Below are 24,071 nucleotides of genomic sequence, written 5' to 3' on the forward strand. Positions count from 1 at the left end.
TCCGTCGCGCTGCCGCCCCAATCGCCGGGCAGAGCGGCGCCGCGCGGCGCCCGATCCTGATCCCGGACGCCGTGGGTGCGGGGAACGGGCGCCATGCGCGGCTATCGGTACGAGGCTCTCGACGGGGTGCGCGCTCTCGCGGCGCAGACCGTGCTCGTGAGCCACGGCCTCGGCATGGCGTATTTCCTCGAGCACAGCCCCGGCGCGGCGGCGGCGGAGTGGTTCGGCCGCCTCTCGGTGATGGTGTTCTTCTCGCTCTCGGGATTCGTCATCGCCACCAGCCTGTCGCGCCTCGTGGCGAGCGAGGGCCACCGCTTCGCGGTGCCCTATGCGGTGCATCGCATCGCCCGGATCTGGCCGCCCCTGGCGCTCGCCATCCTCGTGACCTTCGCGGTCGGCTGGCTCGGCCACAACGGCCTGCCGCTGCTGACCAAGACGGGTGATGCGTACCGGCTCGACCTCGTCGCCTTCCTGCGCGGGCTGACGCTGACCTTCGCGCCGGGGGACGCCACCTTCGTCATCGACCGGGCGCTGTGGTCCCTGCGCCAGGAGGTCTATCTCTATGCCGTCGCCGCCTTCGCGGCATGGGCGATCGTAGGCCGGGGCGTGAGGCGCGGGCTCGGCGCGCTGGCCGTGCTGGCGCTCGTCGGCGTGACGGCCGACCGGTTCTTCTACCTGCAATCCCTGGCGCTGTTCTCGGCCGGCGCGGCGGCGGCGCTCTACGGCACCGCGAACCTGCGCCTGCGCGCCGTCGCGGCCTCGCCCGTCCTGCCGCCGGTGACGCTGCTCCTGCTCGCCGCGCCGCTGGCCTTCGTCGGGGATCCCGGCTTCATCGACGCCATGAGCGAAGGAAAGGTCTTCCTCGCCTATCAGGCGGCGCTCGGCGTACCCGTGGCGCTGTGCCTGCTGCGCCTCGCAACGAGCGAGGGCCCGGCGAGCCGGTTCTTCATGCGCCTGAGCGGCGCGGCGGCCTTCTCCTACACGCTCTACGTGATCCACGTTCCGGTGATGACGCTGGTCTTCTCCCTGCGCGCGCATCTCGGGGTCGCGCCGGGGCTCGCCGGCACCACGGCGACGCTGGTCGCGGCGCTTCTCGCGGCGGAGGCCGCGTCCTGGGCCGCCGCGCTTCTGGTGGAGCGGCCGCGTTTCTTCCGAAAGCTGCTGTTTCGGCTGCTCGGCGCCACGGGCCTCGCCAGGCAAGAAACAAGGTTTCGATCAGCTTCTTCTGTATAAGATTCGCTTGATTTAAATTGCGATTAATCTGATTTTTAGATTTTAGTCTATGTTAATGGAAATTCGAAATGGCATCTCAAAATGAAAAAAAGTATCCGGGAGGATCTAAAGAGCGAGTTCGACGAGCAGGGAATGCGGTCAGGGAAAACAAAGCCACAATAGAAGATTATAACGTAATCGAAGAATGGCGGGCCGCGCACCGAGCTGTGCTAAATACATTTCAGGCAATTTTACGCACTAGAACACGCGGAACTGGGATTGTTGTCGCACAACGACACAAAAGACGAAATACCATATTTGGAAAATTACATCGCCACAAGACAATGCAGCTTCATCGCATGGATGATGTGGCGGGTTGCCGGTTAATTTTTGAAGATATTAAAAAATTATATGAATTTAGAGAAAAATTTCATAAGGCAAAATTTCGTCACAAGCTGCGCAATGAAATTGATAAATATGATTACATAAAAATCCCCAAAGTTGATACTGGATATCGCGGAGTTCACGATGTATACGAATATGACGTAAATTCTCAATATGGTGAGAATTTTAAAGGACTTTATATTGAAATTCAGTACAGAACACGGTATCAGCACGCTTGGGCAACATGCGTTGAAGTAATAGGATTTATCACAGAAAATCAGCCAAAGTTTAATTCTGGCGACAAGCGTTATCAAAAAATACTTGAAATATCTAGCGAAATAATTGCACGTTCTTTTGAAGATAGAACTTCATCTATGGCGGAAGTTAAAGATGACGAATTAATTAAAAATTTCTTGGCGTTAGACAAAGAGTTGGGTTTTATGAACCTTTTGCGAGGACTAAATTCTCAAGAAAAGGAAGTCTCTGAATACAAAAATATGATTTTGATCTTTTCTGAAGGCAGAGCTTTGAATGTAAAACATTTTCGAGATGCTACGGATGCATTGCGAGCACTTTTCGATCTGGAGCGCGAAAATCCTGGACAAGACATTGTGCTAGTGAGAGCTGATACAACTGAAGAAATTCGGATTGCGTTCAAAAATTACTTTTCTGATGCGCAAGATTTTATCCATCTTATTGACGCTGGGTGTGAAAAATTGTCGCATAAAAAGGTTATGCGACCAGCCAAACGTCAAAAACTTGGCAAAGCAATGTAACTTTCTGTTTTATTAATCAGCACCATCCGCGAGCGCCGCCAGCCCCTCGCGATAGGTCGGGTAGGCGAGCGCCACGCCGAGCTCCTCGCGGATCAGCCGGTTCCGCACGCGCTTGTTCTCGCCGTAGAAGCTGCGCGCCATCGGGCTCAGGTCCGCCGTCTCGAAATCGATCTCCGGCGGCACCGGCAGACCGGCGATCCGGGCGGCATGCTCCGTCACCACCTGGGGCGGGGCGGGCTCGTCGTCGGTGACGTTGTAGACCGCGCCGGCACGCGGGCGGTCCAGCGAGGCGGCGAGCGTCGCGGCGATGTCATCCACATGGATGCGGTTGAAGACTTGGCCCGCCTTCACGATGCGCTGGGCCTTGCCGTCGCGCACCTTCACGATGGGGTTGCGGCCGGGGCCGTAGATGCCGGACAGTCGAAAGACCTGCACGGCCTTGCCCGTCTCCGCGCCGAGGGACAGCCATGCCTGCTCGGCGGCGACGCGCTCCTGGGAGCGGGCGCTCTTGGGGGTCGGCGGCGTCTCCTCGTCGATCCAGGCGCCCTGGTGGTCGCCATAGACGCCGATGGTCGAAAGGTAGCCGATCCAGCGGATGCGGCTCTCCCGGATCGCATCGCCATGGCGGGCGAGCACCGTATCGCCGTCGCGGCCGGGAGGGGCCGAGACCAGCAGCATGTCGGTGTCGGCGAGGTCGGCGGCGATGCGGGGATCGTCCGTCTCCGGCCCGAAGGCGCGCATCGCGAAGCCGGTCTCGGAAGCCAGGGATTCCGCCCGTGCCGGCTCGGTGACGGTGGCGCGGACGGTGGCGAACCGGCTCCGCTCACGCTCGGCGAAGCGGCGGCCAGTGAAGCCTAAGCCGAAGACGAACAGGTTCATGCAGGGTCTGTCTCCGTTGCCGGGAAGAGCGCGGCGCGCCATTCGGCGGCGACATGGGCGTCGGTCTCGGTGGCGCCGTGGCGCCCGTACAGCGCGGCGATCTCGGCATCCGTCCGCAGACGCGACGTAGCCCATACCGCCATGCCGCGCACCAGCGGCGACGCATCGGACAGGGCGCGCTCGGCCTCCTCGCCGAGTTCGCGGCTGCCCGAATTGCCGATGGCGACGAGGACGTTGCGCAGGAAGCGGTCGCGGCCGGTGCGCTTCACAGGCGTGCCGGCGAAGAAGGATCGGAAGCCCGCATCGTCGAGCCGCGCGAGGTCTTGCAGGCGCGGCGCTGCGAATTCGGCCTGCGCCATCAGCCGCGTCTCGCTCGCGGCCGCCGCGAAACGGTTCCAGGGGCAGACGGCGAGGCAGTCGTCGCAGCCGAAGACCCGGTTGCCGATCGCCTCCCGGAATTCCAGCGGGATCGGCCCTTCGTGCTCGATGGTGAGATAGGAGATGCAGCGGCGCGCATCGAGCCGGTAGGGCGCCGGGAAGGCGTCGGTCGGGCAGATGTCGAGGCAGCGCCGGCAGGTGCCGCAACGGTCGACGGCCGGCGCGTCGGGCACCAACTCGGCCGAGGTGTAGATCGCGCCGAGGAAGAGCCAGTTGCCGTGCTCGCGCGAGACCAGCACCGTGTGCTTGCCCTGCCAGCCGATGCCGGCAGCCTCCGCCAGCGGCTTCTCCATCACCGGCGCGGTATCGACGAAGACCTTCACCCGGCAGGCGCCCTTGGCCGAGAGGTAGCCGCCGAGTTCCTTGAGCTTGCCCTTCACGACCTCGTGATAATCGCGTCTTTGCGCGTAGACCGCGATGGCCGCGCGGTCGCGAAGCGCCAGCGTGGCGAGGGGGTTCGTCTCCGGCCCGTAATTCATGCCGAGCGTGACGACGCTGCGCACCTCGGGCCAAAGCGTCGCCGGATCGGCGCGCTGGTCGGCGCGGTCCGCCATCCAGACCATGTCGCCATGCTCGCCGGCATCGAGCCAGGATGTCAGGCGCTCAGGCAGCGCCGGCACCGCGTCGGGTCGCGTCACCCGCACGAGATCGAAGCCGAGCTTTTCGGCACGCGCGTCGAGGGCCGCGCGGAGCGTGGCGCCGGAGAGGACTTTGCGGGGCGTCAGAAATCCAGGTCCGCGTAATGGTCGGCCGGGGCCATGCCCGGCACCCGGTCCGCGAGGAGCGCGCGGAAGGACGGGCGCGATTTCATCCGCGCGTACCAGTCCCTCGCGATCTCGTCCTCGTCCCACGGCACGTCACCGAGATAGTCCACGCAGCTCAGATGGGCGGCGGCGGCGAGATCGGCATAGGTCAGATGGTCGCCCGCGATCCAGCGGCGCCGGGCGATCAGATAGCCGATATATTTGAGATGGTAGCGCACGTTGGTGCGCGCGGCGCGGATGGCGTTCATGTCCGGCGGGCCGCCGCCCTCGGAGCTGGTCATGAAGCGCTTCGAGATCTTCTCCGTGACGAGATAGCCCGTCACCTCCGATTCGAACTTCACCAGGAACCAGTCGAGCAGGCGGCGCACCTCGACGCGGTCCGCCGTGGCCTCCGGCAGCAGACGGCGCCCGGAGAGGCCGAGGCCGCGCGTCTCGTCGAGATACTCGGCGATGAGCCCGGCGCCGGGCACGACGAGGCCGCCCTGCTCCAGCAGCACGGGAGTGGTGCCGGCCGGGTTGACCAGCAGGAACTCGTCGCGCCTGTCCCAGGGCCGCTCCTCCACGAGGATCGGCTCCATGCCCATCTCGGCCAGCACGAGCCGGACGAAGCGGGAGTTGGCGCAGAAGGGAAAGTGGTAGAGCGTCGCCATCGAGGCCGTGAGCGGACGGGCGGGGCCGTTTGCCGTTGCGGTGCGGCGCGCGAAAAGAACCCCGGATTTCGCGAGCGGGCGTGGGTTTAGCGTTATTGCCCGATCGTTGCCGCCTCATTAACACGCCGGGCGGATTGCGGTAACCGCCCGTCAACCCCGATCGGCGAAGCCTGCCTCCGGGCTCACTCCCCCCGACGACCATCGACACGAGGAAGCGACGCGATGATGGATGCGATGAGCGTCGCCAAGGCGGTCGTGCTCGCCGTGGTCGAGGGCGCCACGGAGTTCATCCCGGTCTCCTCGACGGGCCATCAGCTCCTCGTCGGGCATTTCATCGGCTTCGAGTCGCCCAACAACACCTTCGAGGTGCTGATCCAGCTCGGCGCGATCCTGGCGATCCTGGCGGTGTATTTCCGGCGGCTGCTCGGCATCGCCACGGCGCTTCCGAGCGACCCGAAGGCGCGCCGCTTCGTGATCGGCATCCTCGTCGCCTTCCTGCCGGCGGCGATCGTCGGCGGCCTCTTCTCGAAGCTGATCAAGGCGTACCTGTTCAACCCGTGGATCGTCTGCGCGACGCTCGTCGCGGGCGGGCTCGTGCTCCTCGTCCTCGACGACACCGATCTCGAGGTGAAGAAGACCGACGTCTACGACTTCACCCTGCCGATGGATCTCAAGATCGGCCTGTTCCAGTGCCTGGCCATGATCCCCGGCGTGTCGCGCTCTGGCGCCACCATCGTCGGCGCCATGCTGATGGGCGCCGACAAGCGCTCGGCCACGGAGTTCTCGTTCTACCTCGCCATGCCGACCATGGCCGGCGCCTTCGCCAAGGACCTCTACGACAACTACAAGCACCTGAAGGCCGACGATGTTGGGCTGATCGTCATCGGCTTCATCGTGGCCTTCGTCTCGGCGCTGATCGTGGTGCGGACCGTGCTCGACTACGTGTCGCGGCACGGGTTCTGGCTGTTCGCGTGGTGGCGCATCATCGTCGGCTCGCTGGGCTTCGCCGGGCTCATCATCCTCGGCTGAGGAGGGTCCGCTTCCACGAGCGGATTGCCACGCCCGGCGGCTCGTGCCAGGGCTGCGCCCCGATGGGGCGGGCACCGGGAAGCCTGCCCGAGCCGGGGCCGATCCGATGGAAGACAGACCGCTCGCCGACCTTTTCGATGAGCCGACCCGCGAGCGCTGGCTCGCCCTCGTGGACGGCGCCCTGAAGGGCGGCGACTTCGAGAAGCGGCTGGTCTCGAAGACGGCGGACGGCATCCGCATCGAGCCCCTCTACGAGGCGGCCGCGCCCGCGACCCAGCCGGTCCGCGCCCCCGGCCCCTGGAAGGTCTCCCAGCGCGTCGACCACCCGGACCTCGAGGTCGCCCACGAGCTGGCGCTCTCCGACCTCGAAGGGGGCGCCGACGCGCTGACCCTGGTCTTCTCCGGCGCGCCGGCCGCGCGCGGCTACGGGCTCACCGCCCGCACCGTGGACGAGCTCGACGCGGCCCTGAACGGCGTGATGCTGCCGCTGATCTCGCTCCGGCTCGATGCCGGCGGCGCGGGTCTGGAGGCGGCGGCCCTCGTCAAGGCGCTTGCCGAAAAGCGCGGCGACGCGCTGGCCGATCTCGACCTCGATCTCGGGATCGACCCGATCGGGACGCTCGCCGCCACCGGCAGCCTGGGAGCGGTCTGGTCCGAGATCGCGCCGAAGCTCGGCGCGCTGCTCTCCGAGTTCGACGCCGCCGGATTCGCGGGTCGCGCGCTGCTCGCCGACGGGCGTCCCTATCACGAGGCCGGCGCGGGCGAGGCGGCCGAGCTCGGCGCGGTGCTCGCGACGGCCGTCGCCTATCTGCGCGCCCTCGAATCCGCCGGGCACGACCTCGCCCGCGCCCGCGACGCGGTGGGCGTCCTGCTGGTGGCGGATTCCGACGAGTTCCTGACCGTCGCCAAGTTCCGCGCCATGCGCCGGCTCTGGGCGCGGATGGAGGCCGCCTGCGGGCTCGACCCGAGGCCGCTGCGCCTCCATGCCGAGACCGCCTGGCGCCCGATGACCAGGCGCGATCCCTTCGTGAACATCCTGCGCGCCACCATGGCGGCCTGCTCGGCGGGGCTCGGGGGCGCCGACGGCGTCACCGCCCTGCCCTACACCCAGACGCTCGGCCTGCCGGACGCCTTCGCCCGCCGCGTGGCGAGGAACAGCCAGATCGTGCTCATCGAGGAATCGAACCTCGCCCGCGTCAGCGACCCGGCCGCCGGGGCCGGCGGTTTCGAGGCGCTGACCGAGCAGCTCGCGGAGGCCGGCTGGGCCGCCTTCCAGGCCATCGAGGCCGAGGGCGGCATCGTGTCGAGCCTCAGCGTCGGCAAGCTCCAGCGCCGCATCGCGGATACCCGCGAGACCCGCGCGCGCAACCTCGCCACCCGCCGGGAGGCGCTCACGGGCGCCACGGAGTTCCCGTTCCTCGCCGAGAAGCCGGTGACGGTGCTCGACGTGGCGCCCATCGGCGACACCTCGGTCTCGGGTTTCGGCTCGGGAGCGGCGGTGGCCTGCGATCCCCTGCCCTCGCAGCGTCTGGCCGTGCCTTTCGAGGCCCTGCGCGACGCTTCCGACGCCTTCCTGGCGAAGGCGGGCAGGCGTCCGCAGGTGTTCCTCGCCAATCTCGGGCCGATGGCCGCCTTCAACACCCGCGCCACCTTCGCCGCCAACGCCTTCGCCGCCGGCGGCATCGAGGCGCTGTCGAACGAGGGGTTTTCCGACGCGGAGGCGGTCGCGCGAGCCTTCACGGCATCGGGCGCGCCGCTCGCCTGCCTGTGCTCGTCGGACGCGGTCTACGAGACCCATGGGGCCGATGCTGCCAGGGCGCTGAAGGCGGCCGGTGCCGGGACGGTCTACCTCGCCGGCAGGCCGTCAGATGCGCTCAAGGAGGCCGGCGTCGACACCTTCCTGTATGCGGGTTGCGACCTGCTGGCGCTGCTCAAGGACGCCCTGCTGCGCGCGACGAAGGGCTGAGTGCGCAACCGAACATCGGTCCCGCGAGTTCTCGGCCAAGCCGGAGCTTCGCCGGCCCCCTGCCGGACAACCCACGGGAAGCGATCCATCGATGAAAACCGCGATCCTCGCCGCCGCCACCCTCTCCCTCGCCTGCCTCGGCACGGCGGAGGCGGCGCAAAAGAAGGTCAACGTGCCCAACGCCTATGACGGCAACTGGAGCATCGAGGTCATCACCACCGCCGGCACCTGCGACCGCGCCTACCGCTACGGCGTGCGCATCGCCAACGGCGAGGCGAGCTATCCGGGCTCGGACTTCACCATCGCCGGGCGCGTCGCCGCCAACGGCGCGGTCCGAGCGACGATCTCGCGCGGCTCGACCAGCGCCAACGTGGTCGGCCGCCTCGGGCGCGAGGGCTTCGGCAACGGCACCTGGAAGGCCGACGGCGGGTGCAGCGGCAACTGGAACGCCGAACGCCGGAGCTGAGATCACGTCCTTGTGATCGGCGGGCGGGGAACCGTTCCGCCGCAGCATGGTGCGGCGCGGCGCGATTCGCCCTCAAGCGGTCGCAATCGTCGGGGAAATTCCAGGGGTCGCCCGGACCTCGCTGGAAGCCCCCTCCGATGAAGGCACTGACCGCCGCTCTTCTCGCCGTCGCCGTCCTGACCACGCTCCCCGCCGAGGCGCGCCGCTCCGTGCGTCCCGATCCGGCCGCCGCCGAGCGCGAGATGGCCCCGCTGCGCGCCGCCGCCACGGATTGCTTCGCCGACACGGTGATGGCGAACCCGGCGGCCATGCGCCATGCCCGCGCCGGCGAGTGGTACGCCGCCGCCGGGGTCATCGGCTTCCTCTGCCGCCCGGAGGTCGACGCGATGGTGCAGACCCATGACCGCCTGTTCGGGCGCGGTACCGGCCAGCGCTACTTCAAGGCGGCCTACGCCAAGCATCTCGACCACGCCCTCGCCGAGCGGTTGCAGCCGCTGCTGGAGCGCAAGGCCGTCGCCAGCGCCGAGCCCCCGGCCGAGAAGACGGCCACGGAAGAGCCGGCGAACTGAGGTCTCTTCGGAGCGAACGAGCGCGGCCGGCCGGCTTTTCCTCGCGGATGACGGAGAGCCGGCGATGGCCTACGAGCTTCTCTACTGGCCGATGATCCAGGGGCGCGGCGAGTTCGTCCGTCTCGCGCTCGAAGCGGCCGGAGCCGCATATGTCGATGTCGCACGCCTGCCCGAAACCGAGGGCGGCGGCGTCCCCGCCCTGAGGCTCTTCCTCGACGACCCGGCGCGACCCCGGCCGCCCTTTGCCTGTCCCGTCCTGAAGGACGGGGACCTCGTGATCGGGCAGACGGCGGCGATCCTCCTGCATCTCGGCGCCCGGCACGGCCTCGACGGCGGCGAGCGCGACCGGCTCTGGACGCATCAGATCCAGCTCACCATCGCCGACATGGTGGCCGAGGCCCACGACACCCACCATCCGGTCGCGGTCGCGCTCACCTACGAGGAGCAGAAGCCGGAGGCCGCGCGGCGGGCGCTGCATTTCCGCGGCGAGCGCATCCCCGCCTATCTCGCCTGGTTCGAGCGGGTGCTCGACGGGAACGGCGGTGGCCATCTCGTCGGCAACGGCCCGACCTATGCCGATCTCTCGCTGTTCCAGCTCGTCGAGGGCCTCTCCCATGCCTTCCCGAAGGCGACGGGGCGGGCGCTCGCCGCGAATCCGAAGATCGCGGCCTTGCGCGACAGGGTCGGCGCGCTGCCGCGCATCGCGGCCTATCTCGCCAGCGAGCGGCGCATCCCGTTCAACGAGCAGGGCATCTTCCGCCGCTACCCGGAGCTCGACGGCTGACTCAGGCCGCCGCCGCCGGAGCGTCCCCGCGCCCGCGATAGGACAGCGCCTCGGCGAGATGGAGCCGGCGCACGCGCGCCTCGCCGTCGAGATCGGCGAGCGTGCGGGCGACGCGCAGGGTCCGGTGGAAGCCGCGCGCGGAGAGCCGCATGCTCTCGGCGGCCGAGCGGATCAGCGCCGCGCCCTCCGCGTCCGGCGCGGCCTCCTCCTCGATCACCGGCGCCGGGCAGGTGGCGTTCGTGGTCGCGGGGGGCAGGCCGCGCGCGGAGAACCGCGCCGTCTGCAACGCCCGCGCCGCCGCCACCCGCGCCGCGACCTCGCGCGAGCCTTCCGCCGGCGGCGGCAGGATCAGGTCGGCGGCCGTCACGGCGGGCACCTCGATGCGCAGGTCCACCCGGTCGAGGAGCGGGCCGGAGATGCGGGCGCCGTATTGCGCCATGCAGCGCTCGTTGGGCCCGCGCCGGCAGGCATAGCCCGGCTCCAGCGCCTGCCCGCAGCGGCAGGGATTCATCGCGGCGACGAGCTGGAAACGGGCCGGATAGGTGACGCGGTGGTTCGCCCGCGCGATCAGCACCTCGCCGGTCTCCATGGGCTGACGCAGGGAATCGAGCACCTGCGGGGCGAACTCAGGCAACTCGTCGAGGAACAGCACGCCCCCATGCGCCAGGGAGACCTCGCCGGGCCGCGCGTTGATGCCGCCCCCGACGAGGGCCGCCATGGAGGCCGAGTGGTGCGGCTGGCGGAACGGCCTGCGGTTCGAGAGCCGCCCGTCCCGCAGCGCCCCGGCGACGGACTGGATCATAGAGACGTCGAGAAGCTCGCGCGGGGTCAGAGGCGGCAGGATCGAGGGCAGGCGCGACGCCAGCATCGACTTGCCCGCGCCGGGAGGCCCGTTCATCAACAGGTTGTGGCCCCCGGCCGCCGCGATCTCGAGGGCGCGCTTGGCGCCCTCCTGGCCCTTGATGTCGGAGAGGTCGGGCATCTCGGCGCCGGGCGCCGCGATCGCCGCCACCGGCCGCGCCATCACCTGGCTGCCCTTGAAGTGGTTGGCGAGCTGGATCAGCGAGCGCGGCGCCAGCACGTCGAGATCGCCCCCGGCCCAGGCGGCCTCCGGGCCGGTGGCGGCGGGGCAGATCAGGCCGAGGCCCCGCGCGCTCGCCGCCATGGCCGCCGGCAGCACGCCGTTCACCGCCGTGATGGAGCCGTCCAGCGCCAGTTCGCCGAGGACGCAGTATCCGGCGAGCGCGTCCGCCGGGATCGCGCCGATGGCCGCCATCACGCCGAGCGCGATGGGCAGGTCGTAATGCGAGCCCTCCTTCGGCAGGTCGGCCGGGGCGAGATTCACGGTGATGCGCTTGGCCGGCAGGGCGAGGCCGGAGGCGATCAGCGCGCCGCGCACCCGCTCGCGCGATTCCGCCACCGCCTTGTCGGCGAGCCCGACCACGTTGAAATGCACCGCGCCGGGGATGATCTGCACCTGCACGTCCACGGCGCGCGCCTCGATCCCCTCGAAGGCGACGGTGGCGACGCGGGTGACCATGGGCGGCGTCCTCGGGGGCATCCGGCGGGTGAACGGCCGAGCCTAGGGCCCCGCTTCGCCGGTTACAATCGCGGAACCGGGATCGGAACCCGTCCGTTCACCGGCCGCCAACACCAGAAGAAGGACACCGCCATGCGCATCGTCACGGCCGCCCTCGCGCTCGCCCTCGCCACCTCGCTCGCCGGCGCGGCCCAGGCCGACCAGAAGCTGCCCGCCGACCAGCAGGCCAAGGTCGAGGAGAAGCTGAAGGCCGAGGGCTTCACCAAGTGGAAGAAGATCGAGCTCGACGACGGGCATATCGAGGTGGACGACGCCATCGATGCCAGCGGCAAGCAGTTCGACCTGCACCTCGACAAGACCACCCTGGCCATCACCAAGCGCAAGCCCGAGTAGCGGCGCGCATGGCCGGCTCGCCTTGCGTTCGCGGGCGGGCCCGGCCATATAGGCGGCGGGAGGTTGGCGAGGGACGTTTCACTCGCCAACCGGGTCAGGTCCGGAAGGAAGCAGCCCTAACGAGACCGAGCGGGTCTTTGTCCAGCCTCCCACCTCTCGCAAGCGCCCGAAAGGGCCCCTTCCCGAGCCGCGAAGGCCGACCGCGACGGCATGGACCCGACCTCCGGCACGCCTGACGACGAGCCGGGATTTCCGGGCCTCTCGCCCTCCGCGGCACCCGCCACGACGCCCTACCGGGTGTTGGCGCGAAAGTACCGCCCGCAGACCTTCGACGATCTGATCGGCCAGGGCGCCATGGTGCGCACCCTGGCGAATGCTTTCGCCAGCAACCGCATCCCGCAGGCCTGGATGCTCACCGGCGTGCGCGGGGTCGGCAAGACCACCACGGCGCGCATCCTCGCGCGCGGCCTCAACTACGCGCTGCCCGACAATCCCGATGCCGGGCCGACCATCACGATGCCGGAACTCGGCGTGCATTGCCGCGCCATCATGGAATCGCGCCATCTCGACGTGATGGAGATGGACGCCGCCTCGCATACCGGCATCGAGGACGTCCGCCAGATCATCGACGGCATCCGCTACGCGCCGGTCTCGGCCCGCTACAAGGTCTATATCGTGGACGAGGTCCACATGCTCTCGGAGAAGGCGTTCAACGCCTTCCTGAAGACCCTCGAGGAGCCGCCGCCCCACGCGAAGTTCGTCTTCGCCACCACCGAGATCAGGAAGGTGCCCGTCACCATCCTGTCGCGCTGCCAGCGCTTCGACCTGCGCCGGGTCGAGGCCGAGACGCTTGCCGCGCATCTGGAGAAGATCTGCCGGGCCGAGCGCGTGGAGGCGGATGCCGAGGCGCTGGCGGCCATCGTGCGCGCCGCCGAGGGCTCGGTGCGCGACGCGCTCTCGCTGCTCGACCAGGCCATCGCCCACGGGGCCGGCGCGGTGACGGCCGAGGGTGTGCGCGACATGCTCGGGCTCGCCGACCGTGCCCGCATCGTCGACCTGTTCGAGGCGGTGATGCGCGGGGACGTGCCGGCCTCCTTCGCCGAGTTGCGCAGCCAGTACGACGCGGGCGCCGACCCGGCGGTGGTGCTCTCGGACCTCGCCGCCTTCACCCATCTCGTCACCCGGCTGAAGCTGGTGCCGGAGGCGGCCGCCGCCGATCCGTCGCTCACCGAGGTCGAGCGCGTGCGCGGCGCGGCCTTCGCCGGCAAGCTCTCCGTGCGCGCCCTGTCGCGGGCCTGGCAGATCCTGCTTAAGGCGATCCCCGAGGTCTCCGCCGCCACCCGCGCGCTGGCCGCCGCCGAGATGGCCCTCGTCCGCCTCGCCTACGCCGCCGACCTGCCCACCCCGGACGAGGCCCTGCGGCGGCTGAAGGCCGAGGCGCTCGACGCGCCCCCGTCCCCGCCGGCGAGCCCGTCCGATCCCGGACCGCGCCCCTCCTTGGCGCAGCGTGCCGGCGCGACGCTCTCGGCCGTCGCCGCGGCGCCCGCCCCGGCCGCACTGCCGCGCGCGGCGGTCGCGGTCGCCGGGCCACGGCTCGGCCGCTTCGAGGACGTGGTGGCGCTCGCCGACGAGAAGCGCGACATCGGCCTGAAGATGGCGCTGGAGCGCGACGTGCATCTCGTGCGCTTCGAGAACGGGCGCATCGAGTTCCGCCTGGCAGAGGGCGGCCGCCCCTCGCTCGCCAACGACCTCGCCCGCGCCCTCGACGCCTGGACGGACCGGCGCTGGATCGTCGCCATCTCGAAGGAGGAAGGCGGCCCGACGCTTGCCGCCATGGCCAGCTCGGCGGCCGCCTCCCGCCACGAGAACGCCGCGAGCCATCCGCTCGTGCGTGAGGTGCTCGCCCGCTTCCCCGGCGCGCAGATCGTCGACGTGCGCGACAAGGCCACCGAGGAGCCGGCGGCGGCCGTCGCCCCCCTACCGCCCGATGCCGAGGGCGGCGGCGCGGATTCCCTGGACGACGACGACGCTTGAGGCGTCGATTTTGTCTCGCCGCCACGACGGCGGCGATCTAGATCACGGCATCGAGCGGCCGATTCTCCTCCAACCGGGACGTGACCCATGCGCGATATCGCCGGCATCATGAAGCAGGCCCAGGCCATGCAGGAACGCATGGCCAACCTTCAGAACGAGCTCGACGACGTCGAGGTCTCGGGCGCCTCGGGCGGGGGCGCCGTGCGCGTCACCATGACCGCGAAGGGGCTGGTGAAGGCCGTCTCCATCGATCCGACCCTGATGGTCGCCGACGAGCGCGAGATCCTCGAGGATCTCGTCCTCGCCGCCGTGAACGACGCGCGGAGCAAGGCCGAGGCGGCGGCCCAGGAGAAGATGGCCGAGCTGACCAAGGGCCTGCCCCTGCCGCCGGGCATGAAGCTTCCTTTCTGATAAACCGGCCGAGCCTCCGGTTCCCACCTCTCGCCCCCGTCCCGAGAGGCTGCGCGGCAGCCTCGGGATGAGGATGGGAGGATGCAGCGAGAGTTGTCGGCCGGACTCTCGGGATGAGGCCAGGGCAGCGCGTGTATTCATTGTCCGCGAACGGTCGAGCCGCTAGGCTCGCGCGGCCCACGCTTGGTCTCCATGCCCGATCTGCCGGACGTCCCGATCTTTCCCGTCTCGGAACCGCGACGCCTCCGCAGCCTCGCGCCGCTCGTCGCCGGGTTCCTGCTGCTCGTCGCGGTCGTCGCCGCGACCGGGGGCATCGTCGGCATGCAGCGCCGCGCGGCGATCGACGTCAGGCACGCCTTCGAGCAGCGCAACGAGATCGCGAACCTGCTTTCCGCGCTTCAGGACGCCGAGACCGGCCAGCGCGGCTTCATGCTGGCGGGCGAGGACGCCTATCTGCGGCCCTACGAGAGGGCGGTGGGGCAGATCGAGGCCGGGCTGCACACCCTCGGCGACGTGTTCGCCGCAGAGCCGGCGATGGTGGAGGCGATCACCCGCCTGCGCTCCGTGACCGCCGAGAAGCTCGCCGAGCTGCGCGACACGATCGCCCTGCGCAAGGAGGGCCGGAACGAGGAGGCGATGGAGCTTGTCCGCTCGGACAAGGGCCGGCGCCTGATGGAGGAGGCCCGCGCCGTCATCGGCCAGCTCGGCGCCTCCGTCGCGGACCGGCTGAGGATCCGCCAGGCCCGGATGGGCACCATGGCCAACCGTCTCCAGTTCGCGGTCTCCGGGGCGGTGCTGCTCGCCGTGCTGCTCGCCGCCTATGCCATCTTCGACGCACGGTCCCGCAGCCGCCGGCTGGCGCGCGCGCATTCGGACCTGCGCCGGACCCATGCCGCGCTCGTCTCCGCCAACGCCACCCGCGAGCGGCTGGAGGAGCAGCTGCGCCAGTCGCAGAAGATGGAGGCGATGGGCCAGCTCACAGGCGGGCTCGCCCACGACTTCAACAACATGCTCGCGATCATCATGGGCAACCTGCATCTGCTCAAGCGGCGTCTCGGCGGCGAGAACGCGCAGGTGCAGGGCTATGCCGACCAGGCGCTCGACGCGGGCGTGCGGGCGGCGACGCTGACGCAGCGGCTCCTGGCCTTCGCCCGCAAGCAGCCCCTGACGCCCGAGCCCATCGACTGCAACCGCCTGCTCGCCGACATGTCGGAGCTGCTGCGCCGCAGCCTCGGCGAGTCGGTGCGGGTCGAGACGGTGCTCGCCGGCGGCCTCTGGCGCACGGAGGCCGACGCCAACCAGCTCGAGAACGCGATCCTGAACCTCGCGGTGAATGCCCGCGATGCCATGCGGGGCGTCGGGCGCATCACGGTCGAGACGGCGAACGCCCATCTCGACGACCGCTACGCGGCGGAGAATCTCGGCGTGCCGCCGGGCCAGTACGTGATGATCGCCGTGAGCGATACCGGGGCCGGCATGTCCCCCGAGGTCGCGGCCCGCGCCTTCGATCCGTTCTTCACCACGAAGGAGGTCGGGCAGGGCACCGGGCTGGGGCTCAGCCAGGTGCACGGCTTCGTCAAGCAGTCGGGCGGGCATGTGAAGATCTATTCCGAGCCGGGCAACGGCACGGCCGTGAAGATCTACCTGCCGCGACGGCGCGGCGACGGGACCGAGGCCCCGGTCCGCACGGCGGATACCGGGCCGGTCCCGGAGGGGAACGCCGGCGAGATCATCCTGGTGGTGGAGGACGACGCGGGCGTGCGGCGCATGGCGGTAGAGGCCCTGCGCGACCTGCGCTACACCGTCATCCACGCCGACGGCGCCGAGCGGGCGCTGCAACTGATCGAGGGCAATCCCGGCATCGCGCTGCTCTTCACCGACGTCGTCATGCCGGAGACGAGCGGCAAGCAGCTCGCCGACGCCGCCCGGCAGCGCAAGCCCGCCCTGCGGGTGCTCTACACCACCGGATATACCCGCAACGCCATCGTCCATAACGGCATCGTCGATGCCGACGTCCAGCTTCTCGGCAAGCCCTACACCCTGGAGCAGCTCGCCCGGAAGGTGCGTCAGGTCATCTCCTCGGAGGCGGCCTGACGCATTGTTCTTCCGTCGCGGCGATCAGGCCGCGATGGCCTGGGTCGGCTCGGCGGCGCGCACGTCCGCGTCGACATGGGCCTCGAAGCGCTTGAAGTTGTCCTTGAACATCGTGACGAGCCGCGTCGCCGTCTCGGCGAAGAGGGCCGCGTTGGCCCAGGTCTTCACCGGCTGGAGGATATGCGGCTCGACCCCCGGCACCGAGGTCGGCACCGCGAAGCCGAAATAGGGGTCGCGGCGGAAATCGGCATGGGCCAGCGAGCCGTCCAGCGCCGCGCCGAGCAGGCGGCGCGTGACCCGGATCGGCATGCGCCGGCCGGTGCCGACGCCGCCCCCCGTCCAGCCGGTGTTGACCAGCCAGCAGTCGACGTCGTGCTTGGCGATCAGCTCGCGCAGCAGGTTGCCGTAGACGCTCGGGTGGCGCGGCATGAAGGGCGCGCCGAAGCAGGTGGAGAAGGTCGCCTCCGGCCCGGTCAGCCCGCGCTCCGTGCCGGCGACCTTGGCGGTGTAGCCGGAGATGAAGTGGTACATCGCCTCAGCGCCCGTCAGCTTGGCGATCGGCGGCATCACCCCAAAGGCGTCGCAGGTGAGCATGACGATGTTCTTCGGGTGCCCGGCCCGGCCGGTGGCGCTGGCATTGGCGATGAAGTCGAGCGGGTAGGCGCAGCGCGTGTTCTCGGTGAGCGAGGCGTCGTCGAAATCGGGCACGCGGCTGAGCGGGTCGATGACCACGTTCTCCATCACCGTGCCGAAGCGCTCGGTGGTGGCGTAGATCTCGGGCTCGGCGTTGCGCGACAGGCGGATGGTCTTGGCGTAGCAGCCGCCCTCGAAATTGAAGATGCCCTCGCTCGACCAGCCGTGCTCGTCGTCGCCGAGCAGCATGCGCGAGGAATCGTTCGAGAGCGTCGTCTTGCCGGTGCCGGAGAGGCCGAAGAAGATCGCCGAGCCGCCGTCGGCGTCCAGCGCCGCGTTGGCCGAGCAGTGCATCGGCATGACGCCCGCGCCGGGCAGCACGTAGTTGAGATAGGTGAAGACCGACTTCTTCATCTCGCCGGCATAGGCCGAGCCGCCGACGAGCACGATCTTGCGCGTCAGGTCCATGGCGATGACCGTCTTCGAGCGGCAGCCGTGGCGGGCCGGGTCGGCCTGGAAGCTCGGCAGGTCGATGATGGTGAGGTCGGGCACGTAGCCCGCGAGATCCGAGCGGTCGGGCCGGATCAGCAGGTTGCGGATGAAGAGCGAGTGCCAGGCGAGCTCGCCGAAGACGCGCGCGCGGACGCGGTGGGCCGGATCGGCTCCGCCGTAGAGATCCTGCGCGAACAGCTCCTTGCCCTCGGCATGGGCGATGAAGTCCTGGAGCAGGGTGTCGAACTGGTCCGGCGTGATCGCGCCGTTGTTCTCCCACCAGACCTCGTTCTCGGTATTGGCGTCGCGCACGACGAACTTGTCCTTGGGCGAGCGGCCCGTATGCGAGCCGGTGGTCGCCACGAGGGCGCCGCCGCGGGCGAGCTTCGCCTCGTTCCGGCGCAGGGCCTCCTCGTAGAGGACGGGGGCCTCGAGGTTCCAGTACACGGCCTTCAGGTTGCGCAGGCCGATCGCCTCCGCGCCGTGCCCCGCGTTGAACTCGCCGATATTCGTCACTCTGGTCTCTCCCGAGGCACCTGATCGCGCCGCACGATTTTTAAGAGGACGCGTCCGCGCGGTCGGTCAGGGCCGCCGCGCGCAGGATCGCCGCGCCTCGAACCCCTATCGTGGATAGGTGGCAAAGGGCGGCGTCAATCCAACTCCCGGTCATTCCCGAGACGTGGCGCGGCGATTGTCAGTCTCTCCCCCGCGACGACGACGCCATGTCGCGGTTCAACGAGTATCGTTTTGAACAATGTATTCGATGACTGGCGATATGCTGTGCTGCGACGCCAGGATTATTGTGCGGCGCATCATAAGCGTGCTCCGCGACGGCGCCGGCCTCGCCCGGTTTCCTGCCCGCGCGTTTGGCGGCTATGGCATGTCGGCACGCCGCCCTGTTCAGGCCCCTTCCAGCCCACGGAAACCCGATGCCGCAAGCCGTCGCCGGTCCCGAGATCGAGCGCCTGATCCAGCTTCTCGCCCGGATGCCGGGGCTGGGGCCGCGCTCGGCGCGCCGTGCCGCCCTCCAGCTCATCAAGAAGCGCGACACCCTGCTCGGGCCCCTGGCGGAGGCGATGCGGATCGCCAACGAGCGCATCGTCACCTGCGGGACCTGCGGCAATGTCGACACCAGCGACCCCTGCACGGTCTGCCGCGATCCCGCGCGCGATCCCGCGACCCTCGTCGTCGTGGAGGACGTCTCCGACCTGTGGGCGCTCGAACGCTCCGGGGCGGTGCAGGCGCGCTACCATGTGCTCGGCGGCGTGCTCTCGGCCCTCGACGGGGTGCGCCCGGAACATCTGAACATCGCGCGCCTGGTGGAGCGGGCCGCCGAACCCGGCGTGACCGAGATCATCCTCGCGCTCAACGCCACCGTCGACGGCCAGACCACCGCCCATTACGTCATCGACTGCCTGAGCCACCTGAACCGCAGGGTGACGCGGCTCGCCCACGGCGTCCCGGTGGGCGGGGAGCTCGACTATCTCGACGAGGGCACCCTCTCGGCGGCCATCCGCAGCCGCACGACCTTCTGAACGGCTCAGGCCGGATAGAGCGCGTGCAGGCTGCTCTCGATGAGGTCGCGCATGAGTTCCAGCACCTCCCGGTCGTGGCGCGAATAGGCGCGCTCGCCGCGCTGGAGCACGCAGAGGGTTCCGAAGGTCGCGCCGTCCGGCCAGCGGATCGGAAAGCCGAGATACGAGGACAGGCCGTGCCGCTCGAAGCAGGGATTGCCGGCCCAGGCCGCCGCCTCCGCATGCGCATTCGCCACGCACAGCATCCCGCCTGTCGCCAGGACGCGCTCGCAATACATGCCCGAGCCGGCGAGCGACGCGCGCTCGCCCACCGCGTGCGGGTTGCGCTCGTCCCCGTTGGCGACGAGGACCTCGATCTCCGGACCGACCACCCGCATGATCAGCCCGACCGGCACGCCGAGCCGCTCCGTCACCGCGTCGACGATGTACTGCCAGCCCGACACGGTCTCATCGGGCACGTCGGGACGGCACGACCGCGCCGGGCCGGCATCTGCGTCGGGATGCGCGACAAGCTCCAGGACGCTCTCCTCTCCCCCGGCTCCGCCATCGGACATGGAGGCAGGAGTCATGGCGACAATCTGAGATTGTATCCGCCGCCGTGCAAGATCGGAAGGCTCCGAGATTTCGATCATTTGACCGCTCCCGCGCCGCATCCTATCTGCTCGAAGGATCGAGCGGCCGGAGACACAGACCGGCGCGCCGACGCCCGGTTCCGTTCCCGAAGCCCATGACCATCCGTCCTCTCGTCATCCTCCCCGATACGCGCCTGCGGCTCCTCTCCGAGCCGGTCGGCCCCGTGACGGACGAGATCCGCGCGCTCGCCGCCGACATGCTGGAAACGATGTACGACGCCCCCGGCGTCGGTCTCGCCGCGATCCAGATCGGGGTGCCCAAGCGCGTCGTCACCATCGATACGTCGAAGGACGAGAACGCCCGCGAGCCGCGCGTGTTCCTCGACCCCGAGGTGGTCTGGTCGTCGGAGGAGAAGCGCGTCTACGACGAGGGCTGCCTGTCGATCCCGGAATTCTACGGCGAGGTCGAGCGGCCGGACCGGGTGCGGGTGCGCTTCCGCGACCTCGACGGGCAGGAGCGCGAGATCGAGGCCGAGGGCCTGCTCGCGACCTGCATCCAGCACGAGATCGATCACCTCAACGGGGTGCTCTTCATCGACCACCTGTCGAAGCTCAAGCGCGACCGGGTGGTCAAGAAATTCGCCAAGGCGGCCAAGCGCGGCGAGGCCGCCTGATCCGGCCGGATCGCGGGCGAACGGGATCGGGCATCATGCGCGTCGTCTTCATGGGCACGCCGGATTTCGCCGTGCCGACGCTCTCGCGCCTCGCGGGGGACGGGCATGAGATCGCCGCCGTCTATACCCGCGCCCCGGCGAGGGCCGGACGCGGTATGGGCCTGCGCCCCTCCCCCGTCCAGGCCCGCGCCGAGGCCCTGGGCCTGCCGGTGCTGACGCCGGCCACCCTGAAGGGCGAGGAGGCGTCCGCGACCTTCAGCGCCCACGAGGCGGACGTGGCGGTGGTCGTAGCCTACGGACTGCTGCTGCCGCAGGCCGTCCTCGACGCGCCGAGGCACGGCTGCCTCAACCTGCACGGCTCGCTGCTGCCGCGCTGGCGCGGCGCAGCGCCGATCCAGCGGGCGGTGATGGCGGGCGACGCCGAGAGCGGCGTCGGAATCATGCGCATGGAAGCGGGGCTCGACACGGGGCCGGTCGCCCTGGAGGCGCGCCTGCCGATCGCCCCCGGCATGACCGCCGGCGATCTCCACGACGCGCTGATGCCGCTCGGCGCCGACCTGATGGGCCGGGCGCTGACGGAGCTCGGCAAGGCCGGCCTGACCTTCACGCCCCAGCTGGCCGAGGGCGTGCTCTACGCCCACAAGATCACCAACGAGGAGGCGCGGATCGACTGGGCGCGTCCGGCCGCCGAGGTCGCGGCGCACGTCAACGGGCTCTCGCCCTTCCCCGGCGCCTTCTTCGAGGCCGATCTCGGCAAGGGGCCGGAGCGGGTGAAGGTGCTGCGCGCCGCGCTCGCGGACGGATCGGGCCCGCCCGGCACGCTCCTCGACGCGGACGCCGCCGTCGCCTGCGCGGAGGGCGCCGTGCGGCTCCTCGAGCTGCGCCGAGCCGGCAAGGGCGGCAGCGCCTCGGGGGCCGAGTTCCTGCGCGGCGCGCGACTCGCCCCCGGCGCGGTGCTGTCGGCCTGATGCCGCGCTACAAGCTCGTCGTCGAATACGATGGGGCGCCCTTCCGCGGCTGGCAGCGGCAGGCCGAGGACCTCACCGTTCAGGGCGCCATCGAGGACGCGGTGACGCGGTTCTCGGGCGAGGAGGCGCGCCTCACCTGCGCCGGCCGCACCGATGCCGGGGTCCACGCCACGCATCAGGTCGCCCATCTCGACCTCGGCAAGGCATGGCGCACCGACACCGTGCGCGACGCCCTGAACGCGCATCTGCGGCCGCTCCCGGTGGCGATCCTGTCGGCGGAGGTGGTCGGGCCGGAATTCGACGCGCGCCACTCGGCGGTGCGGCGGCACTACCGCTACCGCATCCTCAACCGGCGCAGCCCCCCGGCCCTGATCCGCGCCCATGTCTGGCACGTCCCCTGGCCGCTGGACGCCGGCCTGATGCACGACGCCGGGCAGCGCCTGCTCGGCCGGCACGATTTCTCCGCCTTCCGCGCCGCCGAGTGCCAGGCGAACAGCCCCGTGCGCACCCTCGACCGTCTCGACGTGCGGCGCGAGCGGGTCGGCCTGTTCGAGGAGATCGTGATCGAGACGAACGCCCGCTCGTTCCTGCACCATCAGGTGCGCAGCATGGTGGGCACGCTGATGCTCGCCGGCTGCCGGCGCCTCACCGCCGACGCCATCGCCGACATCCTCGCCGCCAAAGACCGGAGCCGCTGCGGGCCAATGGCGCCGGCCAGCGGGCTGACTTTGGTGGGCGTGGACTACGCCGACGCGGCCGGGAAGTAGACGTCCAGCACCCTTCGATAGATCGCCGTCAGCCGGTCGAGATCGGCCACCGCCACGCATTCGTCGGTCTGGTGCATGGTCTCGCCGACGAGACCGAACTCGATCACCGGGCAGGCATCCTTGATGAAGCGGGCGTCGGAGGTGCCGCCCGTGGTGGAGAGCGCCGGACGCGAGCCGGTCTCGGCCTCCACCGCCGCCGAGACGAGATCGACGAAGGCGTCGGGCCGCGTCAGGAAGGCCGGCGAGTTCGAAGGCCGGAGATCGAGGCTGAAGCGCACGGCGTTTCCGGCGGCCTCCTCCAGCCGGCGGCGGATCTCGGCGCCGAGGGTCTCGGCGGTCCAGTCGTCGTTGAAGCGGATGTTGAACACCGCCTTCGCCTGCGCCGGGATCACGTTGGTGGCCGGGTTGCCGACATCGAGGGTGGTGAATTCGAGGTTCGAGGCGTCGAAATGCGCCGTGCCGGCATCGAGCGGCGCGGCGAGCAGCGCCGAGGCGAGGCGCAGCATGCCGGGAATCGGGTTCTCGGCCCGGTGCGGATAGGCGACATGGCCCTGGCGGCCATGCACGGTAAGCGTGCCCGTCAGCGAGCCGCGCCGGCCGATCTTGATCATCTCGCCGAGCCGGCTCGGGTTGGTCGGCTCGCCGAGCAGGCAGTGGTCGAAGCGCTCAGCCCGCGCCCTCGCCCAGTCGAGGAGCTTCACGGTGCCGTTCAGCGCCGGCCCCTCCTCGTCGCCGGTGACGAGGAAGGCGATGCCGCCACCGAAATCCGGCCCCCGCTCGGCGAGGAAGCCGAGGGTCGCGGCGAGCATGCAGGCGATGCCGCCCTTCATGTCGACGGCGCCGCGCCCGTAGAGCATCCCGTCCGCGACGACGCCCTCGAACGGCCCGTGCCGCCAGGCGCCCGCCTCCCCCGGCGGCACCACGTCGGTATGGCCGGCGAAGAGCAGGCAGCGCCCCGAGCCGATGCGCGCGAAGAGGTTTTCGATGTCGGGCGTGCCGGGCTCGGAAAAGACCGGCCGCTCCACCGCGAAGCCGGCGCTCCGCAGCACGCCCTCGAGAAGGGCGAGCGCCCCGCCCTCCTCCGGCGTGACCGAGGGGCAGCGGATCAGGGCCTGCGCGAGCGCGAGGGGCGAGACGTCGACAGGCACGCGGCGGGCTCCGGTAAAATTACCGGATGGGTCATGCCCTTCCCGACCCCTACCCTGCAAGCAAAGCCCTTTCGCCGCCAAACGCTCCGGCCTATCTCCGCCGCATGGCCCTCTCCTCCGACGAAGTCGAACGCTACGCCCGCCACCTCGTGCTGCCCGAGGTGGGCGGGCCCGGACAGAACCGTCTGAAGGCCGCGCGCGTTCTCGTGGTGGGGGCCGGCGGGCTCGGGGCGCCGCTGATCCAGTATCTCGCCGCCGCCGGCATCGGCACCATCGGCATCGCCGACGACGACACGGTCTCGCTCTCGAACCTCCAGCGACAGGTCATCCACGGCACGCCCGATCTCGGACGGCCCAAGGTGGAGAGCGCGACGGAGGCGGTGGCGCGCCTCAACCCGCATGTCGCGGTGACGGCGCATCCGCTTCGCCTGACGGCGGAGAACGCCGTGGGGATCGTCGCCGGCTACGACATCGTCGCGGACGGCTCCGATAACTTCGCCACGCGCTATGCCGTCTCGGATGCCTGCTTCCACGCCGGGCGCCCGCTGGTGACGGCCGCACTCGGGCGCTTCGACGGCTCGCTCACCACACTCCGCCCCCATGAGCGCGGGGCGGACGGCCTGCCGAACCCGACCTATCGCTGCCTCTTCCCGAGCCCGCCGCCGCCGGGCAGCGTGCCGCCCTGCGCAGAGGCCGGGGTGCTCGGTGCGCTCGCCGGCGTCATGGGCGCGCTGATGGCCATGGAGGTGATCCGCGCCGTCACCGGCTTCGGCGAGCCCCTCGTCGGGCGGCTGCTGATGGTGGACGCGCGCTCCATGCGATTCGAGACGCTGCACTACGCCTGGGACGAGACGAACCCGCTGAGCGGCGCCGCCTCGGCCTGAGATGGAAGA

Annotated in this window: 23 protein-coding genes and 1 other RNA gene; 17 read left to right on the plus strand and 7 right to left on the minus strand. The window is 69.8% G+C overall.

Annotation, left to right across the window (positions count from 1 at the left end; all coding sequences use genetic code 11):
- The first annotated feature begins 93 nt into the window (after window positions 1–93).
- Both ACP56T_RS02230 and ACP56T_RS02235 read left to right on the plus strand, forming a co-directional pair.
- On the plus strand, window positions 94–1,233 hold the full coding sequence (locus ACP56T_RS02230) for an acyltransferase family protein (RefSeq protein WP_430910466.1): 1,140 nt from the start codon (window positions 94–96) through the stop codon (window positions 1,231–1,233).
- A gap of 68 nt (window positions 1,234–1,301) precedes the next feature.
- A complete protein-coding gene (locus ACP56T_RS02235; protein ID WP_430910467.1) occupies window positions 1,302–2,372 on the plus strand; it encodes a RelA/SpoT domain-containing protein in 1,071 nt (356 codons plus the stop codon).
- 12 nt (window positions 2,373–2,384) lie between these two features.
- Here the strand turns inward: ACP56T_RS02235 and ACP56T_RS02240 are convergent, their stop codons facing one another.
- Genes ACP56T_RS02240 through ACP56T_RS02250 form a run of 3 tightly spaced genes read right to left on the minus strand, consistent with a single transcriptional unit; the run spans window position 2,385 to window position 5,103 of the window.
- On the minus strand, window positions 2,385–3,251 hold the full coding sequence (locus ACP56T_RS02240) for an SDR family oxidoreductase (protein ID WP_430910468.1): 867 nt from the start codon (window positions 3,249–3,251) through the stop codon (window positions 2,385–2,387).
- Window positions 3,248–4,414: a tRNA epoxyqueuosine(34) reductase QueG gene (gene queG / locus ACP56T_RS02245; RefSeq protein WP_430910536.1), complete on the minus strand. Its 1,167-nt coding sequence runs from the start codon at window positions 4,412–4,414 to the stop codon at window positions 3,248–3,250. Before queG ends, ACP56T_RS02240 begins: the two co-directional genes overlap by 4 nt.
- The gene (locus tag ACP56T_RS02250; RefSeq protein ID WP_430910469.1) at window positions 4,411–5,103 is read right to left on the minus strand and encodes a glutathione S-transferase family protein; all 693 of its coding nucleotides are present in this window, start codon (window positions 5,101–5,103) and stop codon (window positions 4,411–4,413) included. The genes queG and ACP56T_RS02250 overlap by 4 nt, the downstream gene beginning before the upstream one ends.
- Before the next feature lie 225 nt (window positions 5,104–5,328).
- On the opposite strand from ACP56T_RS02250, the gene ACP56T_RS02255 reads away from it, so the two are divergent.
- The 5 genes from ACP56T_RS02255 (at window position 5,329) to ACP56T_RS02275 (ending at window position 9,917) form a co-directional block, all read left to right on the plus strand.
- A complete protein-coding gene (locus tag ACP56T_RS02255; RefSeq protein ID WP_430910537.1) occupies window positions 5,329–6,132 on the plus strand; it encodes an undecaprenyl-diphosphate phosphatase in 804 nt (267 codons plus the stop codon).
- Window positions 6,133–6,238: 106 nt separating this feature from the next.
- Window positions 6,239–8,098 (plus strand): methylmalonyl-CoA mutase family protein, encoded by a 1,860-nt coding sequence (locus tag ACP56T_RS02260; protein ID WP_430910470.1) that lies wholly within the window; start codon window positions 6,239–6,241, stop codon window positions 8,096–8,098.
- A gap of 91 nt (window positions 8,099–8,189) precedes the next feature.
- On the plus strand, window positions 8,190–8,564 hold the full coding sequence (locus ACP56T_RS02265; RefSeq protein ID WP_430910471.1) for a hypothetical protein: 375 nt from the start codon (window positions 8,190–8,192) through the stop codon (window positions 8,562–8,564).
- 137 nt (window positions 8,565–8,701) lie between these two features.
- A complete protein-coding gene (locus ACP56T_RS02270; protein ID WP_430910472.1) occupies window positions 8,702–9,133 on the plus strand; it encodes a hypothetical protein in 432 nt (143 codons plus the stop codon).
- Between the two features lie 64 nt (window positions 9,134–9,197).
- Window positions 9,198–9,917 (plus strand): glutathione S-transferase, encoded by a 720-nt coding sequence (locus ACP56T_RS02275; protein WP_430910473.1) that lies wholly within the window; start codon window positions 9,198–9,200, stop codon window positions 9,915–9,917.
- A gap of 1 nt (window position 9,918) precedes the next feature.
- Here the strand turns inward: ACP56T_RS02275 and ACP56T_RS02280 are convergent, their stop codons facing one another.
- Entirely contained in the window at window positions 9,919–11,457 is a 1,539-nt protein-coding gene (locus ACP56T_RS02280) for a YifB family Mg chelatase-like AAA ATPase (protein ID WP_430910474.1), read from the minus strand.
- Window positions 11,458–11,589: 132 nt separating this feature from the next.
- Here ACP56T_RS02280 and ACP56T_RS02285 point away from each other — a divergent pair, with 132 nt between their 5' ends.
- From ACP56T_RS02285 to ACP56T_RS02305, 5 genes are all read left to right on the plus strand, one after another.
- Window positions 11,590–11,850 carry a PepSY domain-containing protein gene (locus ACP56T_RS02285; RefSeq protein WP_430910475.1) on the plus strand — a complete coding sequence of 87 codons (261 nt, stop codon included), beginning with the start codon at window positions 11,590–11,592 and terminating at the stop codon, window positions 11,848–11,850.
- Between the two features lie 57 nt (window positions 11,851–11,907).
- Window positions 11,908–12,004, plus strand: an RNA gene (gene ffs, locus ACP56T_RS02290) — signal recognition particle sRNA small type.
- Window positions 12,005–12,060: 56 nt separating this feature from the next.
- Window positions 12,061–13,884, plus strand: a complete 1,824-nt coding sequence (locus ACP56T_RS02295) for a DNA polymerase III subunit gamma/tau (RefSeq protein WP_430910476.1) — start codon at window positions 12,061–12,063, stop codon at window positions 13,882–13,884.
- Between the two features lie 87 nt (window positions 13,885–13,971).
- Window positions 13,972–14,295 carry a YbaB/EbfC family nucleoid-associated protein gene (locus ACP56T_RS02300; protein ID WP_430910477.1) on the plus strand — a complete coding sequence of 108 codons (324 nt, stop codon included), beginning with the start codon at window positions 13,972–13,974 and terminating at the stop codon, window positions 14,293–14,295.
- A 192-nt stretch (window positions 14,296–14,487) separates the two neighbouring features.
- The gene (locus tag ACP56T_RS02305; RefSeq protein ID WP_430910478.1) at window positions 14,488–16,389 is read left to right on the plus strand and encodes a CHASE3 domain-containing protein; all 1,902 of its coding nucleotides are present in this window, start codon (window positions 14,488–14,490) and stop codon (window positions 16,387–16,389) included.
- Window positions 16,390–16,413: 24 nt separating this feature from the next.
- On the opposite strand, the gene ACP56T_RS02310 is transcribed toward ACP56T_RS02305, so the two are convergent.
- Complete coding sequence (locus ACP56T_RS02310; protein ID WP_430910479.1) at window positions 16,414–18,030, minus strand: phosphoenolpyruvate carboxykinase; 1,617 nt, start codon at window positions 18,028–18,030, stop codon at window positions 16,414–16,416.
- A 413-nt stretch (window positions 18,031–18,443) separates the two neighbouring features.
- Here ACP56T_RS02310 and recR point away from each other — a divergent pair, with 413 nt between their 5' ends.
- Complete coding sequence (gene recR / locus ACP56T_RS02315; protein ID WP_430910480.1) at window positions 18,444–19,049, plus strand: recombination mediator RecR; 606 nt, start codon at window positions 18,444–18,446, stop codon at window positions 19,047–19,049.
- A 5-nt stretch (window positions 19,050–19,054) separates the two neighbouring features.
- Here the strand turns inward: recR and ACP56T_RS02320 are convergent, their stop codons facing one another.
- Entirely contained in the window at window positions 19,055–19,507 is a 453-nt protein-coding gene (locus tag ACP56T_RS02320) for a GAF domain-containing protein (RefSeq protein ID WP_430910481.1), read from the minus strand.
- A 269-nt stretch (window positions 19,508–19,776) separates the two neighbouring features.
- Here ACP56T_RS02320 and ACP56T_RS02325 point away from each other — a divergent pair, with 269 nt between their 5' ends.
- The 3 genes from ACP56T_RS02325 to truA are packed head-to-tail and all read left to right on the plus strand — an operon-like array spanning window position 19,777 to window position 22,030.
- On the plus strand, window positions 19,777–20,295 hold the full coding sequence (locus tag ACP56T_RS02325) for a peptide deformylase (protein ID WP_430910482.1): 519 nt from the start codon (window positions 19,777–19,779) through the stop codon (window positions 20,293–20,295).
- Window positions 20,296–20,330: 35 nt separating this feature from the next.
- On the plus strand, window positions 20,331–21,263 hold the full coding sequence (gene fmt / locus ACP56T_RS02330) for a methionyl-tRNA formyltransferase (RefSeq protein WP_430910483.1): 933 nt from the start codon (window positions 20,331–20,333) through the stop codon (window positions 21,261–21,263).
- Window positions 21,263–22,030, plus strand: a complete 768-nt coding sequence (gene truA / locus ACP56T_RS02335) for a tRNA pseudouridine(38-40) synthase TruA (RefSeq protein WP_430910484.1) — start codon at window positions 21,263–21,265, stop codon at window positions 22,028–22,030. The genes fmt and truA overlap by 1 nt, the downstream gene beginning before the upstream one ends.
- Here truA and dapE read toward each other — a convergent pair.
- Window positions 22,006–23,178 carry a succinyl-diaminopimelate desuccinylase gene (gene dapE / locus ACP56T_RS02340; protein WP_430910485.1) on the minus strand — a complete coding sequence of 391 codons (1,173 nt, stop codon included), beginning with the start codon at window positions 23,176–23,178 and terminating at the stop codon, window positions 22,006–22,008. The genes truA and dapE overlap by 25 nt on opposite strands.
- A 104-nt stretch (window positions 23,179–23,282) precedes the next feature.
- Here dapE and ACP56T_RS02345 point away from each other — a divergent pair, with 104 nt between their 5' ends.
- Window positions 23,283–24,062 carry a HesA/MoeB/ThiF family protein gene (locus ACP56T_RS02345; RefSeq protein WP_430910486.1) on the plus strand — a complete coding sequence of 260 codons (780 nt, stop codon included), beginning with the start codon at window positions 23,283–23,285 and terminating at the stop codon, window positions 24,060–24,062.
- The last annotated feature ends 9 nt before the right edge of the window (window positions 24,063–24,071 follow it).

It is taken from the genome of Methylobacterium endophyticum (assembly GCF_050591105.1).
Classification (GTDB): Bacteria; Pseudomonadota; Alphaproteobacteria; order Rhizobiales; family Beijerinckiaceae; genus Methylobacterium.

Excerpts from the sequence above, each read along its gene's own strand:
- ACP56T_RS02230 (WP_430910466.1), top strand. The coding sequence starts at position 94 with ATGCGCGGCTATCGGTACGAGGCTCTCGACGGGGTGCGCGCTCTCGCG.
- ACP56T_RS02235 (WP_430910467.1), top strand. The coding sequence starts at position 1,302 with ATGGCATCTCAAAATGAAAAAAAGTATCCGGGAGGATCTAAAGAGCGA.
- ACP56T_RS02240 (WP_430910468.1), bottom strand. The coding sequence starts at position 3,251 with ATGAACCTGTTCGTCTTCGGCTTAGGCTTCACTGGCCGCCGCTTCGCC.
- ACP56T_RS02250 (WP_430910469.1), bottom strand. The coding sequence starts at position 5,103 with ATGGCGACGCTCTACCACTTTCCCTTCTGCGCCAACTCCCGCTTCGTC.
- ACP56T_RS02255 (WP_430910537.1), top strand. The coding sequence starts at position 5,329 with ATGGATGCGATGAGCGTCGCCAAGGCGGTCGTGCTCGCCGTGGTCGAG.
- ACP56T_RS02260 (WP_430910470.1), top strand. The coding sequence starts at position 6,239 with ATGGAAGACAGACCGCTCGCCGACCTTTTCGATGAGCCGACCCGCGAG.
- ACP56T_RS02265 (WP_430910471.1), top strand. The coding sequence starts at position 8,190 with ATGAAAACCGCGATCCTCGCCGCCGCCACCCTCTCCCTCGCCTGCCTC.
- ACP56T_RS02270 (WP_430910472.1), top strand. The coding sequence starts at position 8,702 with ATGAAGGCACTGACCGCCGCTCTTCTCGCCGTCGCCGTCCTGACCACG.
- ACP56T_RS02275 (WP_430910473.1), top strand. The coding sequence starts at position 9,198 with ATGGCCTACGAGCTTCTCTACTGGCCGATGATCCAGGGGCGCGGCGAG.
- ACP56T_RS02280 (WP_430910474.1), bottom strand. The coding sequence starts at position 11,457 with ATGGTCACCCGCGTCGCCACCGTCGCCTTCGAGGGGATCGAGGCGCGC.
- ACP56T_RS02285 (WP_430910475.1), top strand. The coding sequence starts at position 11,590 with ATGCGCATCGTCACGGCCGCCCTCGCGCTCGCCCTCGCCACCTCGCTC.
- ACP56T_RS02295 (WP_430910476.1), top strand. The coding sequence starts at position 12,061 with ATGGACCCGACCTCCGGCACGCCTGACGACGAGCCGGGATTTCCGGGC.
- ACP56T_RS02300 (WP_430910477.1), top strand. The coding sequence starts at position 13,972 with ATGCGCGATATCGCCGGCATCATGAAGCAGGCCCAGGCCATGCAGGAA.
- ACP56T_RS02305 (WP_430910478.1), top strand. The coding sequence starts at position 14,488 with ATGCCCGATCTGCCGGACGTCCCGATCTTTCCCGTCTCGGAACCGCGA.
- recR (WP_430910480.1), top strand. The coding sequence starts at position 18,444 with ATGCCGCAAGCCGTCGCCGGTCCCGAGATCGAGCGCCTGATCCAGCTT.
- ACP56T_RS02325 (WP_430910482.1), top strand. The coding sequence starts at position 19,777 with ATGACCATCCGTCCTCTCGTCATCCTCCCCGATACGCGCCTGCGGCTC.
- fmt (WP_430910483.1), top strand. The coding sequence starts at position 20,331 with ATGCGCGTCGTCTTCATGGGCACGCCGGATTTCGCCGTGCCGACGCTC.
- truA (WP_430910484.1), top strand. The coding sequence starts at position 21,263 with ATGCCGCGCTACAAGCTCGTCGTCGAATACGATGGGGCGCCCTTCCGC.
- ACP56T_RS02345 (WP_430910486.1), top strand. The coding sequence starts at position 23,283 with ATGGCCCTCTCCTCCGACGAAGTCGAACGCTACGCCCGCCACCTCGTG.